This window comes from Nocardia sp. NPDC059228, assembly GCF_042754245.1.
GTDB lineage: Bacteria > Actinomycetota > Actinomycetes > Mycobacteriales > Mycobacteriaceae > Nocardia.
Genome location: NZ_JBHZAL010000031.1, coordinates 20,252 through 38,850 on the forward strand (window position 1 = coordinate 20,252; position 18,599 = coordinate 38,850).

The 18,599-nt window shown below is 65.8% G+C and carries 13 protein-coding genes and 1 pseudogene; 9 read left to right on the forward strand and 5 right to left on the reverse strand.

Translation table 11 applies throughout. The annotated features are described in order from the left end of the window. Nucleotides 1-29: 29 nt before the first annotated feature. Nucleotides 30-545: a hypothetical protein gene (locus ACFXKA_RS33450; protein ID WP_354836694.1), complete on the reverse strand. Its 516-nt coding sequence runs from the start codon at nucleotides 543-545 to the stop codon at nucleotides 30-32. A 2,483-nt stretch (nucleotides 546-3,028) separates the two neighbouring features. Then, a complete protein-coding gene (locus ACFXKA_RS33455; protein ID WP_379430338.1) occupies nucleotides 3,029-3,271 on the reverse strand; it encodes a hypothetical protein in 243 nt (80 codons plus the stop codon). A gap of 596 nt (nucleotides 3,272-3,867) precedes the next feature. Between ACFXKA_RS33455 and ACFXKA_RS33460 the strand changes: the two genes are divergently transcribed. The 6 genes and pseudogenes from ACFXKA_RS33460 to ACFXKA_RS33485 all read left to right on the forward strand — a co-directional run. Then, nucleotides 3,868-4,590: a hypothetical protein gene (locus ACFXKA_RS33460; RefSeq protein ID WP_354836690.1), complete on the forward strand. Its 723-nt coding sequence runs from the start codon at nucleotides 3,868-3,870 to the stop codon at nucleotides 4,588-4,590. Between the two features lie 446 nt (nucleotides 4,591-5,036). Beyond that, the gene (locus ACFXKA_RS33465; RefSeq protein ID WP_379430339.1) at nucleotides 5,037-6,419 is read left to right on the forward strand and encodes a wax ester/triacylglycerol synthase domain-containing protein; all 1,383 of its coding nucleotides are present in this window, start codon (nucleotides 5,037-5,039) and stop codon (nucleotides 6,417-6,419) included. 234 nt (nucleotides 6,420-6,653) lie between these two features. Beyond that, on the forward strand, nucleotides 6,654-8,249 hold the full coding sequence (locus tag ACFXKA_RS33470) for a serine/threonine-protein kinase (RefSeq protein ID WP_379430340.1): 1,596 nt from the start codon (nucleotides 6,654-6,656) through the stop codon (nucleotides 8,247-8,249). After that, complete coding sequence (locus ACFXKA_RS33475; protein WP_379430341.1) at nucleotides 8,246-9,745, forward strand: serine/threonine-protein kinase; 1,500 nt, start codon at nucleotides 8,246-8,248, stop codon at nucleotides 9,743-9,745. Before ACFXKA_RS33470 ends, ACFXKA_RS33475 begins: the two co-directional genes overlap by 4 nt. An 11-nt stretch (nucleotides 9,746-9,756) precedes the next feature. After that, nucleotides 9,757-11,241 (forward strand): serine/threonine-protein kinase, encoded by a 1,485-nt coding sequence (locus tag ACFXKA_RS33480; RefSeq protein ID WP_379430342.1) that lies wholly within the window; start codon nucleotides 9,757-9,759, stop codon nucleotides 11,239-11,241. An 81-nt stretch (nucleotides 11,242-11,322) separates the two neighbouring features. Continuing rightward, a pseudogene (locus tag ACFXKA_RS33485) lies at nucleotides 11,323-11,619 on the forward strand (FHA domain-containing protein); the annotation flags it as partial. A gap of 73 nt (nucleotides 11,620-11,692) precedes the next feature. Here ACFXKA_RS33485 and ACFXKA_RS33490 read toward each other — a convergent pair. After that, nucleotides 11,693-11,917, reverse strand: coding sequence for a hypothetical protein (locus ACFXKA_RS33490; protein WP_354836682.1), 225 nt, complete (start codon nucleotides 11,915-11,917; stop codon nucleotides 11,693-11,695). A 366-nt stretch (nucleotides 11,918-12,283) separates the two neighbouring features. Between ACFXKA_RS33490 and ACFXKA_RS33495 the strand changes: the two genes are divergently transcribed. Beyond that, a complete protein-coding gene (locus ACFXKA_RS33495; protein ID WP_379430343.1) occupies nucleotides 12,284-13,525 on the forward strand; it encodes a cytochrome P450 in 1,242 nt (413 codons plus the stop codon). Here the strand turns inward: ACFXKA_RS33495 and ACFXKA_RS33500 are convergent. Together ACFXKA_RS33500 and ACFXKA_RS33505 are read right to left on the reverse strand one after the other, a co-directional pair. Beyond that, nucleotides 13,494-14,864 carry an NtaA/DmoA family FMN-dependent monooxygenase gene (locus ACFXKA_RS33500; protein ID WP_379430344.1) on the reverse strand — a complete coding sequence of 457 codons (1,371 nt, stop codon included), beginning with the start codon at nucleotides 14,862-14,864 and terminating at the stop codon, nucleotides 13,494-13,496. The two genes, ACFXKA_RS33495 and ACFXKA_RS33500, sit on opposite strands and share 32 nt — an antisense overlap. Before the next feature lie 12 nt (nucleotides 14,865-14,876). Further along, the gene (locus ACFXKA_RS33505) at nucleotides 14,877-16,079 is read right to left on the reverse strand and encodes an LLM class flavin-dependent oxidoreductase (RefSeq protein WP_379430345.1); all 1,203 of its coding nucleotides are present in this window, start codon (nucleotides 16,077-16,079) and stop codon (nucleotides 14,877-14,879) included. Nucleotides 16,080-16,475: 396 nt separating this feature from the next. On the opposite strand from ACFXKA_RS33505, the gene ACFXKA_RS33510 reads away from it, so the two are divergent. Both ACFXKA_RS33510 and ACFXKA_RS33515 read left to right on the forward strand, forming a co-directional pair. Further along, nucleotides 16,476-17,303 (forward strand): NADPH-dependent oxidoreductase, encoded by an 828-nt coding sequence (locus ACFXKA_RS33510; protein WP_379430346.1) that lies wholly within the window; start codon nucleotides 16,476-16,478, stop codon nucleotides 17,301-17,303. Next, the gene (locus ACFXKA_RS33515; RefSeq protein WP_379430347.1) at nucleotides 17,303-18,451 is read left to right on the forward strand and encodes an ROK family protein; all 1,149 of its coding nucleotides are present in this window, start codon (nucleotides 17,303-17,305) and stop codon (nucleotides 18,449-18,451) included. The genes ACFXKA_RS33510 and ACFXKA_RS33515 overlap by 1 nt, the downstream gene beginning before the upstream one ends. Nucleotides 18,452-18,599: the final 148 nt, after the last annotated feature.

The following is an 18,599-nucleotide window of genomic DNA, read 5'->3' on the forward strand; positions in this document are numbered from 1 at the left end:
CATCCGTCCCACGGGCCGTCTACCGAGTGTCAATCGCCGACCGCCCGCGGCGGTGCGCTGAGGGCATGCATCGCACCGAGAGATGCGCCGATGCCGGCACCGATGGCCGCAATGGGAACCTCCATGAGGGCCATACCGTAAGCAGCGCCTACGGGAACCGCCGCAAGGCCGATGGGCGCAAACGGCAGGCCGATCGCCGTGCCCATCATGCCGCCGACGACCCCACCGAACAGCCCGAAGGGGCTCGCCGCCACTGCCCCTGCCGTTACGCCGACCGCAGCGCCGCCAATAATTTCTCCTGCGACGCGGTCGGACCGGCTGCGCTCCATTCCGATCGAGTCGAGGAAGGTTGCCGTGGCCGCCTCGGCCTGGGCGGCGCCATCGTTCAGCTGGATTGCCTGTTCACGATTCAGCCACTCCGGTGAATCGACTTGCACGTCACCGAAGCGCAATTTGCCAGGCGGGGGCGCAATTGGCGGCACCGGGGCTACCGGCACGGGCGCATGCAATTCTCCCAAGGGAGCGAGGTACTTGTTTTCCGGCATCGGACGCGCCCACTGCAGCGAGCTCAGCGTGTCATCTGGAATCCGAAGGCCTTGGTACGGATGCACATTGGGTGCTTCAGCCGCGGGCCACTGCACGGGCTGGTCGGATCGAGGCTGGTCGCCCTGGAGCCGGTCAGGCTGCGATCCGTCAGGCTGAGTTCGGCCGGGCCCAGACGGGTCGGCCAGACGCTGGTCCCGTTGAGACCGGTCGGACTGTGACACTTCGGTGCTGTCAGTCGGCGCGGCGTTCGCAGGCTCGGTTCCCGCCAGCCCTAACGTCACTGGAACTACCCCCACGACGGCCAAGGACGCCAATTTGTATCGGGGCTGGTGGGGAACTCTATGTTTGCCTGTGCTCATTGAACGCCTTTCATATGGAAAGAGAATTTCAGCTGCTACGCCACAACTGCCGGTGTAATTCTCGCGCGTACGTTCTAATTCGATCTCGAGTCGAGCCTCATTAACTTGCGAGCGCTCGGCGGGGACGGCCGAAACGCCTGTATGGAATACCTACATCCGCTCTGTGCTATGGAAGTTCAGACTGTGAGTCGACACCCCCGCAGATCAGGCCCGCGAACCGCGCGATTCGGTAACCGCTGAAATCGCGGCCGTAAGCGACGCGCGGGTGGGAATCGACCGGAAACCTATCCACCGCAGACTAGGACGTCAAGCATTGCCACATGCTGGCGTGTCACCTGGCTTATTCGTGCAAAACGGGCAAAATGCGAATATTGGTCAGGATGTACGCCAGGGGGCGATTCGGCTAGGGATGCCACCACCCGATTGCGAAGTTCAAAGGCAATCTCTGACCTCGAAGACCTCATGCAATTCGGTTCCGGTCAGGATCTGATCTTGACATCTTTGTATGAGAAGTCCCTTCGAACCTGGAAGGTCACAAATTCGGGCCGGGCGGTTGTTCGATCGTTCGGTGGCCCGATCGTCGGCTTGTCGATCTGCGTAGATACCGGAGTTCGCTGATACTCGCGTGTACCAGGTGAGCTGTGCGCTGCCACGGCCGGCGGTGGCGACCCCTCTGCTGCTCCGTCGTTCATCGGCAATCGTTCATCGGCATCGGGCGACGAAAGGGTATTACTGTGGCGAGTTCTCCAGGCCACCGGGAACCGTCGAGTGTGTTCAGCTCTGTCACGGATCCGGACCGCACGCGCCCCGATGCCTCGGATCTCGCCGAGCAATACCAACACCCGTCGCAGATCACCGTGGTGGCTGACGGGTAGCTCTGGCGCTTCCGCAGGCGCGCCGACATCAGATCTGTGACCGTCTGTGTCCTCGCTGTCACCCACGTGCTGCCGTTCCCCCGGTCCGTCCGCACACGTCGCCGGGCCCGCGTGTTCGCACCCTCAGGATTCATAGCAGGTGACTCTAGCCGTTCGGTCGTGGCTGGCCATGGGTTTGCAGGATTAAGCCGCATCAAATCCTTGAAATTCCTGGCGGGACTCGGGAGCGGGCGGACTGGGCGAGTCCAGCCGCCGCCTCGGCGCTCTGTGGCAGAACCTCGAGGCGGCGGCTGACGCGATCTCGATGCGAATCCGACCCAGCCTGGTTGTTTCGATCGAATTGTCCGATTGAGGACCGTCCTCAAAAGCGGTCAGCGTTTGCCACCCATCATGACCCAGCCGAAAAACAGGCCTAGAAGCGTCCAGATGGAAATCACCTCGACGATCATCACGATGCTCATGCGATCACAGCTTTCATCGAGCGGCCTTCGAACACGAGCCGAAGCTGCCCAGGGGATATGTCGACGACTTCGACGGTGTGGCATCGGAATCCTTCTCCGCATGAAGTGCCCTTCGGTGTATTTCTACGGACTCGAGCGCACTACCCTGCGGAACTCACGAAATGTCGCTGCACACCAGCACATTGCGCGCCAGGTCCTCCAGGCTCCGTCTAGCGCGCACCGCTGACCAGGGGTCTTTGGCGAACAATCCCGGATAGCGTTCACAGTAGGCAATGAAGGTAGATCTTTCGGTAACCCAGACAACCCGAAAATCGTTGAATGTTACGTGCTCGGCGTACACTGCGCTCCATCCATGCAATCGGCACCTAGACTTGCCCAAACATTTACCCTCGAGTTGACGTGTGAATCGGTGGAGCAGGCGACTCGAGCCTCGGCCGCCACTCTCCCATTGCGGCAGTCCAACGCCCTCCCAAGTCCAACGCCTCCCGATCGGTGAACATGTTTCCCCCGAGCGGTGGTGTCGTGGATAGACGACACCACCGCGGCGTTGCGGAGCGCAGAAGGGCGTTCGTTCCACAACATCAGGATCCGCCTGAGGGGGTAGCGGATCGTTCGCCACATTACAGCTATTGGGCGATAATCGATGGATAAAGAGGAAAGCTTTCCTGTTTGCCGGATTGGTGACCGTCTCTATTCGGACGAAACACCCACAGCCTCGGTCCTGGGATTCCGGCAAACCTGTCAGTCGCCCTGCGTCCGGGATGGATCGACAAGTGTCAGACCCATCTCATTGTGTTAGCTGAATGGTGGCCATATTGCTGCGCGCCCTCGGTGAACCAGCTACATAGGCCCCGGTGATCGCAAGGAGTGCGTTGAACACAGCGTGGCCGGCTTCGCGCTTGGTGGCGATTCTCGTCGCGCCAATCCCTCTGGCGCGCACCCTATGTCCAATGTTCGGATTTTGTCCGTTTTGCACGAACAAGCCAGGTGACACGCCAGCCGTGTGGAAGTACTTGACGTCCTGGCCCACGGTGGTTAGGTTTCCGGTCGGTTCCCATCCGTGCATCGCGCGGTACGGAACACCGTGCAGTTCGCAGGCAAGATCTGCGGGAAGTATCGACTCGCGCGGACAGAGATGACGATGGTGTTGATCTAGTCATCCCTGGTGCGTACAGGCCATGTACGCGCCAGGGATGATTGTCTTGCTCCTGGCCACCTGCTACACGACGCAATCAATGCTGCAATTGTGAGGCGAGTATGAGCACTAACCCATTCGATGACGAAGACGGCCGGTTCTCCGTTCTGATCAACGACGAACTGGACTGATATGCGTCCGAAATACCTGAGACAGTCGATATCTGCCAATTCCGCAGCAGCTCGGGTCGCCGAGGCTTGACCTGAGGTCGAATCAGCGCATACGTGCGATAAGACGATAGCGCCATGGCAGTCGGCGCAGGCCACGGGAGTCTTGCGTCGCCAATTCGCCATAGTCATGCCCCGTTCTGGTGATGAAGCGGGATCAAGGCATGGCCGATCGGCGCAAGCAGCTCGTGGGCGTCCGTATCCGCCCGGCGTGCCGTTCGAATCTCTTGCACAACTCATCAGAAGTCGACAGAGAGGTCATTCATGGCAGGACAGCATCTCGCTCGTTCGACCAGGCGGTTCGGGCGTGCTGGATCACTACTGGTCCTCGCGACGGTTCCGTTGTCGGTGACGCTGTTGGAGGTCTCCCCGGCGTTGGCGGATGCGGCCAATCCTCCAACGGCGACCAGTCGCAACGATATGAGCGGGAAGCGGCCCGCTCCTGACGGCCGCCTCGCCCCGGTCGATCCGTCCAGTCTGCACCTGCCAACGGCCCTCGCCCCGCCCGTCGCGCCGATCCAGGCGCCGGACGGGACCATTCGCATCGGCTCTGTTTCGGTCGGACGGCCGGACTGGGTCGACCCCGGGTTCGTCGACGGGATCAACGACTCCTACGGGCAGACGGAGGCCATGCTGGCCCAGGGATTCGACTCGGTCGGATTCTCGCCGACGCGGTCGGACCGCATGGCCGCCGACGCTCTCGCCGGTGCACTTGCGGGCAATGTGGTGGCGGGGATCGTTTCCAGCCCGTTGACCTCGACCGGTGCGATGGTCGGTGCCGTCGCCGGTTTCATTGCCGGTATTCCCTTCCTCCCGGCGGGCTTGGTGGTCGTACCGGTAATCGGTGCTGCCATCGGTGCCGCAGTGTTCGCGATCCCCGCGGCCGTGGTCGGTTCCGCAATCGGGGCGGGGGTGGGTGCCGTTGTAGGCGCGCTGGAGCCCGCGACACCGAACCTGCCCGCCGATCAGCCGGCGCTGCAGGCATAGTCGGTGTCGCATGGTCCGACTGCCGGCCGACATACCGGGTATCGGGCAAGCTGGCTGCAGCGCCGCAACGTCCCCGCCGCGGTAGGCGTGGACGAGTTCTTCGGCCATCGTTGGCAGAGGCGCTGTCTTAACAGGTCAGTGCGGTTTGAATAACGCCCGGCCAGGTCTGCAGAAGACGGCCGGTCATCGATGTTTGTCGATGACCGGCCGTTTTTCCGTGCAACATACGTGCAACTACGCCGCCGGCGGGGCGCGGCGATTCGGCTCTCTGCAGTTCGAGGACGGTCCGGTGACCTTCTGCCCTCCCGATCACCAGTTCGGTGGAGTCACAGTGAACTGAGGACATGCTCTGCGGGTACGGGATTCGGGTGCGCCGAGCGGTTCCAGGGTCTCGGATCGGAAGGACCGGCCGACGGCGCGGGCAGTTACTACGGATGGCGCGGACAATGGCTTCACTCGACTCCCATATGACACAGTCGGACCTCTTCACGTGGAGCATGGAGCAGGACCCGAGCCTTCGTTCCACGATCGTGTCGGTGCTGTTGCTGGACACCGAACCGGACTGGAATCGGTTGCTGTGCATGATCGATCGGGGGACGCGCGCGGTACCGCGATTCCGGCATCGGTTGGTTTCGGTGCCGTTTGGTCTCGTACCCCCGCGGTGGACGCTGGATCCGGATTTCGACCTGTCGTGGCATGTGCGGCATTTCGACGTTGCGGCCCCCGCTGATCTGTCGTCGGTGCTGGAGTTCGCGCGCACCGAGGCGATGGCAGCGTTCGATCCCGCTCGGCCGCTGTGGCGATTCACCGTGCTCAGCGGTCTCGCCGATGGCAAGAGCGCCGTTGTCCTGAAGGTGCACCACAGCCTCACCGATGGTCTCGGTGGTATCCAGATCGCCGGCGAGATACTCGATTTCGACCGCGCGGGCACCGAGCGCGCGCAGATTCCGGAGACCGCGCATGCGAACGGGCGCGGTGTTCTCGGCGATATCGTGGCATGGAACTGGACGGTTGGCGCGGAACTGGTGCGCGGTGGGCTGTCGATCGTCCTACCGGCACTCCGGCGGACGGTCACCGAACCGGTCGCTGCGATCAAAGACGGTGCGGCGCTGGCGGGTTCGCTGCTGCGTCTCGCGTACCCCATCACCAGCACCCTGTCGCCACTGATGACCGAACGAACCCTGGGCCGGAAGCTGACGGTATTGGATGTGCCGCTCGATGCCCTGCGGCACGGCGCGCACCTCGCCGGCTGCACGGTCAACGATGCCTTCCTGGCCGGAGTGCTGATCGGTCTGCGCGCCTATCACGACCGCCACGGCGCGAAGGTGGATCAACTGCGGATGGCCATGCCGATCAGTCTGCGGCGGGCTGCGGATCCGATCGGTGGAAACCGGATCACTCTGGCGCGCTTCGCTGTTCCGGTCGACAAGGCCGCGGCCGTCGACCTCATGCACGCGCTCGACGCCACGGTCGAGGGGTGGAAGCACGAACCGGCGATCCCGTTATCGAATGCCGTCGCGGCGACCTTCAACCGGCTACCGGTCGGATTGCTCACCGAAATGTTCAAACACGTCGACTTCGTCGCCTCCGACGTCCGGGGCTCCCCGGTGGACCTCTACCTCGCCGGCGCGAAGGTCGATCGGATCTATCCCTTCGGCCCCACCACCGGTACCGCGTTCAATATCACCCTGATCTCTCACGTCGCCACCTGCTGCATCGGAATCAACTCCGACATCGGGGCTGTCCCCGATCCGGAGGTCCTGACCGACTGCATCGCGGCCGGGTTCCGGATGGTCGCCGACCTCGACGCGGACCCGCCCGACCGCTAGCTGCGGGCCCGATCGAGCCCGCCGATACCGGAGGTGGAACTGGGGCGAGTCGGCGACGGCGATGCGCGCGTCCGCCCATCGCTGGTGAGCGGAGGTCAGGCATCCGAAAGCGGCTGGAAGGGACGTTCCCCCGGCTGTACGGATCGTCGCCTCAGGCGGCGTCGGCGGGCTATCGTCGGGTATTGCAAGAAGCGGTGACGTCCCTGCAACCTTCCGGGAGGCAGGTATACCGGCATGAGCCAGTCGGCGGCGGACTCGCGGGTAGGCACGACATTCGGGCACTACCAGCTGAAAAGGCTGCTCGGGCTCGGTGGTGTGGGGGACGTCTACGAGGCGTATGACACGGTCAAAGACCGCACGGTTGCGCTCGAGCTGGTGCCTGGAGACCTGGCCGCCGATTCCCACTACCGGGAGCAATTCCGCCGCGAATCGCGTCTCGCGGCGCGTTTGCAGGAACCGCATATCGTCCCGATTCACGACTTCGGCGAGATCGACGGATTGCTCTACATCGACCGGCGGCTGGTTCGCGGTGATGACCTCGGAACGCGGCTCGCCCGGCGCGGTCCGATGGATGCGGCCACCGCGGTGGCCGTGGTCGGTCAGGTTGCGGCGGCGCTGGATGCGGCGCATGCCGACGGGCTGATCCATGGCGACGTCGAGCCCGCCAATATCCTCGTCGGCGACGACGACTTCGCCTATCTGGTCGACTTCGGTATCGGCCGCTCGGTCCGTGGTTCCGGATCGACCGACAGGGACGCCCGGGCCGGAGTCTCTGGCTACGAGGCTCCAGAAGTCTTGCAGGACAAAGAGATCACCAGTCGAGCTGATATCTATTCATTGGCGTGTGTTCTCCACGAATGCCTCACCGGCAGCCGCCCGCATCCCGGTGGCAGTGCCGAGGCGGGGATCGGTGACGATCTGCTCGAAACGATTCCGCGTCCCAGCGTGGTGCATCCGGGAACTCCGGCGGCGTTCGATGCGGTGATCGCGCGCGGCATGGCTGCGGAGCCTGCCGACCGTTACCGGACAGCGGGCGAGCTGGCCCGCGCCGCCCGCGATGCGCTCGACAGCACCGAGCAGCAGTCGGCAGCCACGATCCTGGGCGATACCGAGGCCGGGCCGCCCAGCGCTACCGAAGCAATGCCCGCTGCCACCGCCACCGCGGCCGCGCCCACCGCCACCGACGCGACACGGGCGCCGGAGTTCGAGGCGACCGAAGTGAGCGGTCCATCAGCGACCCTAGTTCCGCAGCCGCAGCCGCAGCCGCAGCCGCAGCCGGCCCGGCCCGCTCTGTCGAAACGGCGCGCGGCGATCGTCGTTCTGGCGGCGGTCGTGGTGGCTGCCGCCCTAGCGCTGGCGGGAGACGGTGCGCCAGTACCGAATCGATACTCGGCCGCGGACCAGCGGCTGCTCGAGCTCGTCCCCACCGGATACACCCGAGCGAATTGTCTACACGATGCCGGGCATTCGAATGCTTCGGTACAGATGGATGCCTTGAATTGCCAACCGGCGGCCGGAGTCCCGGCGGCCCGATTCTTTCTGTTTCCCACCGTGGATCTCGTTCGCGCGTTCTACAAGGTCGTCAATCAGCAAGTACATCCCGCGCGGTGCGCGGATGGTTCACAAGGGGGCGACTACTACAACGGCACCCGACCCGAGCGCGACGTCGTCGGCCAGTTCGGCTGCTTCGCCTCCGATGACGATCCCTCGGTTCCGGGGATCATCTGGAGCAACGAACCCGATCTCGCCGTGGGGATCGCGTACGCGGACAAGCCGGGCGACGCGCAGGAATTGCTCGGCTGGTGGAAGAGCCGGGGTGGCTTCCAATGAGCGAGACGGCGCGAAATTCGCGGGTAGGCACGGCATTCGGGCACTACCAGCTTGTGAAGTTGCTCGGCCGGGGCGGTATGGGCGAGGTCTACGAGGCCTACGACACGACCAAGGACCGCACGGTGGCGCTCAAGCTCCTGCCGGAAAACCTGGCGGCCGATGCCCGCTATCGGGAACGGTTTCGCCGCGAATCTCACACCGCCGCACGGCTGTTGGAGCCGCATATCATTCCGATCCACGACTTCGGCGAGATCGACGGGCTGCTCTATATCGATATGCGCTTGATCCGTGGCGCGGATCTCGGCAGCATCTTGTCCCGCGATGGACCGCTGCTGCCGAGTCGGGCGGTGGGCATCATCGGCCAGATCGCGGCGGCATTGGACGCCGCGCACGCCGACGGACTGATCCATCGGGATATCAAGCCGGCCAACATTCTCGTCGCCGACGACGACTTTTCTTATCTCGTCGACTTCGGTATCGCCCGCTCCGTGACCGGTCCGGGACTGACCAGCACGGGCACCGCGATCGGAACCTATGCCTACATGGCGCCCGAACGATTCCGTAAAGGGGAGATCACTTCTCGCACCGATGTCTATTCACTGGCCTGTGTGCTACACGAATGTCTCACCGGGACAAGGCCTTTCCCAGGAAACAGCATCCAGGTCGTGATCAAGGCCCATCTGTTCGATCCGATCCCGCATCCCAGCCGGGCCCGCCGGGACATCCCCGCCGCTTTCGATGACGTGATCGCGCGGGGCATGGCCAAAGACCCCGCCGATCGTTACGCCCGCGCCGGGGACCTGTTCCGCGCCGCACATGACGCCCTCGGTGACACCGACCGGCACACTGCGGCCACCATCCTGGGCAGGAACCGTGCCCCGATCCTCAGCGCACCGCGACAGCCGTCCGAACCGCTGCGGCCGCGGAAGCGGTGGCGCATCGGGACGGCCGTGGTGGCGGTGCTGCTGGTGATTTCCGTCGCGGCCGGGATATGGCTTGCGAATCGTTCGAACCGAAACGGCCCCACGGCAGCGATCACCGGGTCCACGGCACCTACATCGGCCAAGCAGTTCACGCCTGCGGAGCTCGCGCTGGTGAAGCTCGTGCCGCCGGGAAACGACGAGCACACCTGCGCGCACGTCGATCCGCCTCCGGGTGGCACAGCCAAGCTGTATTGCGTGCCGGGCGGGAAACCGTTTGTCCGGGACGCCTTCTTCTCTCAGTACGGCACCGTCGGCGCGCTTCGCGACGGCTACACCCAATGGACCTCCGGGTACTCCGCCGGAGACGAAAAGTGCCCGGACGGAAGCACACCGGGCCCGTACACGGCGCACGGCCAGGACCAGGCGACCGGTCAGGTCGCTTGTCTGCCGACACTCGCCGCAATCGTCTGGACCACTGAGCCCGATCTCGTCCTGAGCATCGTCTTCGGCAACGGCACCGGGGACCTGCCGCAGCTGTTCACCTGGTGGCAACAGCAGGTCGGATCCACGTAGCGGAGACACCGGTGAGCGGAGACATGAGCCAGGCGGCGCGAAATTCGCGGGTGGGCACGGTATTCGGGCACTACCGGCTCGTGAAGTTGCTCGGCCGCGGCGGTATGGGCGAGGTCTACGAGGCCTACGACACGATCAAGGACCGCACGGTGGCACTCAAGTTGCTGCCCGAAGATCTGGCGGCGGACAACCGCTTCCGGCAGCGGTTCCGCCGCGAATCACACACTGCCGCAAGGTTGTCGGAGCCGCATATCATTCCGATCCACGACTACGGCGAGATCGACGGGCTGCTCTACATCGATATGCGCCTCATCCGCGGTGCGGACCTCGGCGGTTTGCTATCCGATGACGGTCCGCTGCCACCGGAACGGGCAGTGACCATCATCAGCCAGATCGCGGCGGCATTGGACGCCGCGCACGCCGACGGACTGATCCACCGAGATATCAAGCCGGCCAATATTCTCGTCACCGACGACGACTTCGCTTACCTCGTCGACTTCGGTATCGCCCGCTCGCCGACCGGTCCCGGATTGACCAGCACCGGCACCGCGATCGGGACCTGCGCCTACATGGCACCCGAACGATTCCAGAGTGAAGAGGTCACCCCCCGGACAGATATCTATTCGCTCGCGTGTGTTCTGTACGAGTGCCTCACCGGCACTTGCCCTTACGCCGGCGACGTTATCGAACGGGTGATCAGCGCCCATTTGTTCGGCCGGATTCCGCGTCCCAGCGTGGTGTATCCAGGGGTTCCGATTGCATTCGACGAGGTGATCGCGCGGGGCATGGCGAAGGATCCCGACGATCGTTTCGAGACGGCCGCGGAATTGGCACACGCTGCTCGGCGCGCGTTGCACGGCGGGGATCAGCGAAAGGAGTGCACGGTCCGGGACAGTACCGCGGCTCCACCCGTGGGCAGCGAGCTGCCCACCCGGCGCGGTCGATCGAAACGGCGCAGGTGGTTGATGGTTTCCGCGGCCGTGGTCGTATCGGCGGCCGGCCTCGGGGTGTGGATCGCCGCTCGCCCGCCGAGCCCCCCGTGGGCGGGGACTTCGAAGCTGTCCGCCGCAGAGGTCGCTTTGCTGAAGCTGTTGCCTCCCGGGTACTCCCAGGACACGTGCACGCCCGAATGGCCGCCGACTCCCCGGATAGCCTTGGCGCAGTTGCATTGTGCGGGCGGCGATCCTCCGGGATCGGTCCCGTCGGCTCGCTATCTTTCCTTCGCCGATGTCACCTCGCTGCGCGACGCCTATACGTTGTACGCCGACCATCTTCAGATCGTCGATTGCCCGGACGGCAGTCGGCCGCACTCCTTTACGGCGCCCGGTCGAGCCGAGCCGACAGGACAGGTCGGATGCTACCTATCCACCGACAATCCGCCGATGGCCGGGGTTTTCTGGACCTCGGAGCCCGATCGCGTCCTGGGATTCGCGGTTGGTCACTCCGACCGGGCGCAGCAGTTGTTCGCCTGGTGGCAGCAGGTTTCCTCGAGGTGAGCGAGCCCGGAGAACTTCGTAAGAAGTCGGCTCCGGCAGGAGCCGCTGCCCGCGCAGGAGGCCGCCGCCGCGACCGCCGCGGTGGCGGTCACGATCATCGACGAGCGTTCGCCGTCGGCAACCGCGCAGCTTCGCGACGACACCGGGAAGGTCATCCGTCTCGGGTCCACGGCGCTGTGCATCGGGCGTCTGCCGGACAACGACCCGGTGCTCTCACACGGCAAGGTCAGCCGCCATCACGCGGTCATCGTGGACACCGGCCCGAGCTTCGTGATCCGCGACCTGCGATCGTCCAACGGAGTGTTCGTGCACGGTGAGCGGATCGGCGACACCGCGGTGCTGTCCGACGGTGGCGAAATCCGCATCGGCACCGGCGATTTCGTCTTAGAGCTGGTGGAACAGCCGGTCCATCGGAGATCTCCGATGGACCGGCCGTCGCCGAACGGAAGAGCTAGTGGTGCTGCAGCTTCCGCTTCATCTCCTTGGTTCGGTCCTCCATGTCCGACCGCGCCCGCTGGCCCTCTCGCTTCATGCCGTCACCCACCCGGTCCATATCGCGCTTGGCGTCGTCGGCCAGCCGGTCCACGTCACGTTCCATGCGCTGGCCCTGGTCCTTCATGCCCTGCTTGGCCTTGTTTGCCATCTGGCTGGGTTTTCGGCCCTTGCGATCAGACATTTCAACCTCCGCATCGGTAGGTTCCGTCCGAACTATGAGATCGGACGCGGATGACACCGCGTCCGCCGAATCTCCGTGCGCTGTGCGGCTCTCCCCGCCGCTTCGGCGACGATCACCGACAACCGGATAACGGCAGCAACTGTCGAGACAACAATTGCGCCTCGTAAAGCCTGCGACGCCGGATCACCCTTGTCAATGATTTCGTCGAACCCGGCCGGATTCCCCCGGTCGCACCCCCCGTGCGGAAAAGATCGCGATGGGCACACGGGGGAGCGCGCGCGTCGGTAGGGTGACACCTCGGTCCGGGTCCGGGACGTGCGGTGTCGGGCGTCGGTGGAGTGCTGCGCAGTATGTGGAGTGGGTTCGATGTCAGAGTCAGTGCCGATCGCCGGCGGCCGGTATGGCGCGGCGGTCGATGCCGCCGGTGCGCGGGTGCCCATCTACACGCCGGAGTTCGCGGCCGATCCACACCGGGTCTATCGGGAGATGCGCGACAAGTTCGGGGCGTTGGCCCCGGTGGAGTTGGCGCCCGGGGTGCCGGCCACACTGGTGCTCGGATATCGCACGGCGGTAAGGATTCTCAACGATCCGGACCGTTTTCCCGCCGATCCGCGGGAGTGGCAGGCAGGGGTTCCCGCCGACTGTCCGGTCCTGCCGATGATGCAGTGGCGGCCGAATGCCTTGCGTAGTGCGGGAATCGAGCACGCGCGGTACCGGCGGATCAATACCGCGGGGCTGGCCGGAATCGATCAGTACGGTCTGCAGGGCACGGTGGAACGGGTCGCGGTGTCGCTGATCAATACGTTCTGTACGTCCGGGTCGGCAGATCTGGTGCGCGACTACGCTTTTCCGCTGGCATTCCGGGTGCTCAACCACCTGCTCGGCTGTCCGGTGGACATCGCGGGGCAGGCGGCGGAGGGTTTCCGCGCCATCTTCGAGGGTGTCGGCGCGGAGCAGGGCAACAAGCTGCTCGTGGACGCGCTGCTGCGGCTGACCCTGTACAAACGAGCGCACCCGGGCGACGACGTCACCACCCGCATGCTCCGCCATCCCGCCGAGCTGAGCGAGACCGAAATGGTGCACCAGCTGGCCACGCTCTACGGTGCGGGTATCGAGCCGCAGCAGAATCTGATCGCCAATACGCTGCTGCTGCTCCTGGTGGACGACCGGTTCCGTGGCAGCGCGCTGGGCGGCAGTCTGTCCACCCGGGACGCGCTCGACGCGGTGCTCTTCGACGATCCCCCGATGGCGAACTTCTGCATCAGCTTCCCGCCCCGGCCCGTTCTCCTGGACGACTACTGGCTCCCCGCGCACCAACCGGTCGTCATCAGCATGGCGGCCTGCAACACCGATCCGGCCATCCGTGACAAGGAGCTGGCCGGCAACCGCTCGCATCTCGCCTGGGGTGCGGGCCCGCACTCCTGCCCCGCCAATTCGCTGGCCTATCTGATCGCCCAGGAGGCCGTCGACCAGTTGCTCGACGCCCTCCCGGAAATCCAGCTGGCGATCCCGAGCCCCGAATTGTCTTGGCGGCCAGGACCTTTCCATCGCGCCCTGGCCGCCCTCCCGGTCGTCTTCACACCTTCGCCGCCGCTGCCCGAGGTGTGAGAGCTGCGGGTGCGAGACCGAGGTTGTCGCGCAGGGTGGTTCCGGTGTAGTCGGCGCGCAGCACGCCGCGGTCCTGCAGCAGGGGCACCACCCGGTCGACGAATTCGTCGAGGCCCCACGGCACCAGATGCGAACCGAGGATGAACCCGTCGGAGCCGTCGTTGCTCACGAAATCATCGATCTGCTGCGCCACCTGTGCCGGCGTGCCGACCAGCGGTCCGCGTTCGAACTGGTCGATGACCACCTCGCGCAGGCTCAGCTTCTTCGCCTCGGCGACCTCGCGCAGTCGTCGTACGGTCGCGAAACGGTCCTGATGAACGAACGCGCGGCCCTGGATGATCGGCGGGGCATCGGGATCCGGATCGATGGCGGGTACCGGGCCGTCCGGATCGTAGCCGGACAGGTCGCGGTTCCAGATCTGTTCCAGCAGGATCAGTGCGGTCTGACCGGTGACCTGTTCGTTCCGGATGGCGTGATACTTCTCGACCGCCTCGGCCTCGGTGTCGCCGAGCACGAAGCTCGCCGACGGCAGGATCTTGATGTCGTCGGCCGAGCGGCCGGCGGCCACGGCGCGTGCCTTGATGTCGCGATAGAACTCGGCCGCCTCCGGCAGCTTGCCGTAGGGGGAGAAGATGGCGTCGGCGTTCGCGGCGGCGAAGGCCCGGCCCTGCGGTGAGACACCCGCCTGCAGGATCACCGGCCGCCCCTGGGGGCTGCGCGGAACGGTGAACCGGCCTTCGATGTCGAACTGGCTGCCGTGGAAGGAGAACGTCCCGGCGTCGGCGCGGCCCAGGAACCGGCCGGTGCTCTTGTCCGCCACCAGGTCGTCCTCGTCCCACGAATCCCACAGTGCGCGCACGACATTCAGGGTTTCCTCGGCACGCGCATAGCGGTCGGCGGGATCGAGGAAACCGCCGCGCCGGAAGTTCTGCCCGGTGAACGCGTCGAAGGAGGTGACCACATTCCAGGCGGCGCGGCCGCCGGAGAGGTGATCCAGGCTGGCGAACCGGCGGGCCAGTTCATAGGGCTCGTTGAAGGTGGCGTTGATCGTGCCCGCCAGCCCGAGGTGCTCGGTGACCGCGGCGATCGAGGCCAGCACGGTGAACGTGTCGGGACGGCCGATGATGTCCTGATCGAAGATCCGACCGGCGCGCTCGCGCAGGATGAGTCCCTCTGCGAGGAAGAAGAAGTCGAACTTTCCCCGCTCGGCGGTGCGCGCGGTGTGTTCGAAGGTGCCGAAATCGATCTGGCTGCCGGCTCGCGGATGCCACCAGGCGGTGTGATGGTTCACGCCGCCGAGGTAGGCGCCCAGGATGACCTGCTTACGGGATGTGCTCATGGGTGGCCTCGCTCAGGCGTTCGCGTATCGATTGGGGACGGCGGTGGGCAGGCCGAGCAGCCCACGCAGGGTGGTCTCGGCGTAGCCGGTTCGGAACAGGCCGCGGCGTTGCAGGACCGGCACCAGGACATCGGCGATGGCGCTCAGGTCGTCGACGGCCACACCCGGCCGCAAGCGCACGCCATCGACCCCGGCGTCGTGCCAGGCGGCGAGCAGATCGGCCAGGGCATCCGCGCTGCCGGTGAAAATTGCTGCGTCGGAGACGAATTCGGCACCGGCGAGATCGTTGAGGCGGGCCAGACGTTTCGCTCCGGTGGCGTCGGCGGTGTCGAGGAAGACGACCAGGTCGGCGTAGACCCGCAGCGGTTCGCCGACCCGCCCGACCCGGTCGGCCGCCTCCGCCACCCTGCGCACGATCGGTGCGGGACCCTCGTCGTGCGTCGGGGTGACGAACACCAGATCCGCACCACGGGCGGCGAATTCGTAGATCAGCGGCGCGTGTGCCAGCGCCGTCACCACCGGTTGCCCCTGTGGCGGGCGCGGAGTGATGGACGGGCCGCGCACGCTGAAGAAGCGCCCCCGGAAGTCGATGTAGTGCAACTTGTCTCGATCGATGAAGCGCCGGGTGGCGACGTCGCGAATCTCCGCGTCATCCTCCCAGCTATCCCACAATCGGCGCACCACCTCGACGGCATCGGCGGCCTCGTCGAACAACTCGTGCGCGGCGGGCGGGAATCGGCCCGAGGTCACGGCTTCGGCCAACTCCGCGGTGGTGAGCTCATCGATGGTGCGCCGTCCGAAATGGGCCGCCTCGGAGGCAGTTCCCGACACTCGGGTCTGCCAGCCGGCCCGGCCATGCGAGGTGTAGTCGAGCGTGGCTATCGCCGTGGCGACATGGAACGGCTCGGTGTGGGTGGTGGTCACCACCGGGACGAGTCCGAGGTGGCGGGTGACCGGTGCGAGGCGTGCGGCGATCAATTCGGCGTCGAGCCGGGCACGCACCCGGTCGACGGCGCGGTCGGGAGCCTGCGGCACCGTCAGACTGTCCTCGATGGTCACGAAATCCAGCAGTCCCCGTTCGGCTGTGGCGGCGAGATCGGTCCAGTAGCGGGCTCCGAAGAGCTCCGCGGGCCGGGAGTTCGGTTCCCGCCAGGCCGCCGGATGCCAGCCCGCACCGTCCAGCGCCGCGCCCAGGTGCAATGGTGTCGATGCCATAATCCTCGGTTTCCGTTCCTGCCCTCGTGTCACGCCGGATCGGCGTGCGCTCCTCTCAGGCACCTTCGTCCTTCGCGGTGGTGATGGTCAACGGTTGAGATCAGGCTGATCCTGCGGAAATATCTTGGAGCACAATAAAATTGGGCACAGCTCGGCTCGCGCTACGGTCAAGGCAGCAGGCTGTTGTACAGCGCTGGAATCGGCAGGAATTGCATCACGCAATTCGTGCTCTCCGATACCTCGTATCTGCCCGAGATCGAACGTCAGGGGAATCAGCTGTTGCCGCTACCGGGGGATACGACGATCGTTCAGTCCTCGTCGCCGGTTTGCGTAGTATTCGGCTCGAGCTGCGGTCAATACCTGACTTGGCCCCGCGCGGCGGTCACGATACGGTCCATGACCCAGATCTCTGCTTTTGCGGATCAGCTGGTGGCACAGCGCTACCGCGACCCCGCGCCGACCCCGGCGCCGGAATGGAACCCGGTACTGCAGGTGCTGCACGAGCACCGCTCGATCCGTCGCTATCTGGCCGATCCGGTGCCGGACGCCATCTTGCGCCTGCTCGTCTCGGCAGCCCAGTCGGCGCCGACATCCTCCAATCTCCAAGCGTGGAGCGTGATCGCGGTCCGAGATCCGGAACGCAAGGCACGACTGGCCACGCTCGCCGGGGATCAGGACCATATCCGGCAGGCGCCGGTACTGCTGGTCTGGACGGCGGATCTGGCCCGGCTGCGAGCACTGGCCGCGGAGCGCGGGGCCCCGCTCGATGGAGCCGACTACCTGGAGTCCAGCTATGTGGCGTTCCTGGACGCGGCGCTGGCCGCGCAGAACGCGGCGACAGCGGCCGAATCGCTGGGACTGGGCACCGTCTACATCGGCGCCATCCGCAACAACCCCGAGCAGGTTGCGGCTGAATTATCCCTGCCACCAGGCGTGTTCGCGGTCGTCGGCCTCGTGGTCGGCACCCCGGACCCGAGCGAGGATGCCCGCGTCAAGCCGCGGCTACCGCAGGCCGCGGTGCTGCACGAGGAGACCTACGACACGACCGGGCTCGGCGCGCATCTGGCCGAGTACGAGAGCCGGATCGCAGCGTTCTACGCCGAGCAGAACCTCGAGCACTCCTGGATCGACCGGGTACTGACCCGGCTCGGCTCGGCCGCCGCGCTCAAAGGCCGCGACCGGCTGCGTGACCAGCTTGCGGCGCAGGGTTTCCCGCTGCGCTGATGGCCGGGGACAAGAGCGCGGGGGCGGTGCTGCGCGCCGTGCTCGCCGAGGGCACGGCGCCGCGCAGCGTCATCGCGCGCGTGGCCGGATTGTCGCCGGCGACCGTGACCTCGCAGGTGCGGGCGCTGGCCGCGGCGGGATTGCTGACCGAACTGCCGGAGACGGCCGGGCCGGGCGGGATGGGCCGCCCACATTCGCCGCTGGTGCTGAACGTCGCGGGCAATGTGGTGATCGGGCTGCACATCGCCGCGGACCATTGCACGGTCGCGGTGCTGGATATCGCCGGAACCGTGCGGCTTTCGCATCGGGTGCCGCACCTCGGCCTGGATCCAGATGTGATCCTGGCGTCCGCCGCCGCCGAGGTGCGGCGGCTGCGGGGTGAGCTGACCGAACGCGTCATCGGGCTGGGTGTCGCGATCGGCGGCTGGGTGGACAGCTCCGCCGGGTCCGTGGTCGAGCACGGCACCCTGCCCTGGCGCAATGTGGCTGTGCGGCAGTATCTCTCGGAGCAGACCGGGCTGCCGGTGACGCTGGACAGTCACAGCCGGGCGCTCGTGCACGCGGAGCAGTTGTTCGGGCATGCGCGGAGTGCGGCGGCGACGGTGCTGCTGTTCGCGGGCAATGTGATCGATGTGGCGTTCGCTGTGCACGGGCGGGTGCACTACGGCCCACGGTCGGCGGCGGGTGCGATCACGCGTCTGGTCGGGGGCGACGCGGCGGAGTCGGCGCTGGCCGAGTGCACCGACCGCGCGATGGTGGCTCATGCCCGGCGGGCAGGGCTGCCGGTACAGCGGATTCCGGATCTCATCGCCCTCGCGGGTCAGGACACGACGGCGCAGACGTTGTTCGCGGAGCGGGCCCGGGTACTGGGACGGGTGGTCGCGGTCGTGATCGACCTACTGGATCCGGACGCGGTGGTGATCGTGGATCCGGCGCTGGTCAGGGTGCCGAGCGTGCGTGCGGCGTATCTCGATGTGGTGCGCCGGTTCTCGGCCTGTGAACGGCCCGAGGAGGTCATCACGGGATCGTCGTTCTTCGGGCGCGTGCTGGAGACCGCCGCCGGCGCCGTGGTGCTGCAGCGGCTGTTCACCGATCCATTGTCGGTGGTGTCCACCGCCGAGCCGGCCGCGACGGATGCCCGAGTTTGATTCGCATTTATTTTAAGTCGAACGAATGTTGCTCGGTCGCAATGGTTTCGGCGAGAGTCTGTACATGGAAAGTTACGTCCTCGCGGACCGGTCCGAGAATCTCGCTTGTCATCGTTCCCCGGATTTCCCTGATGCTCTCCGCCGCAGT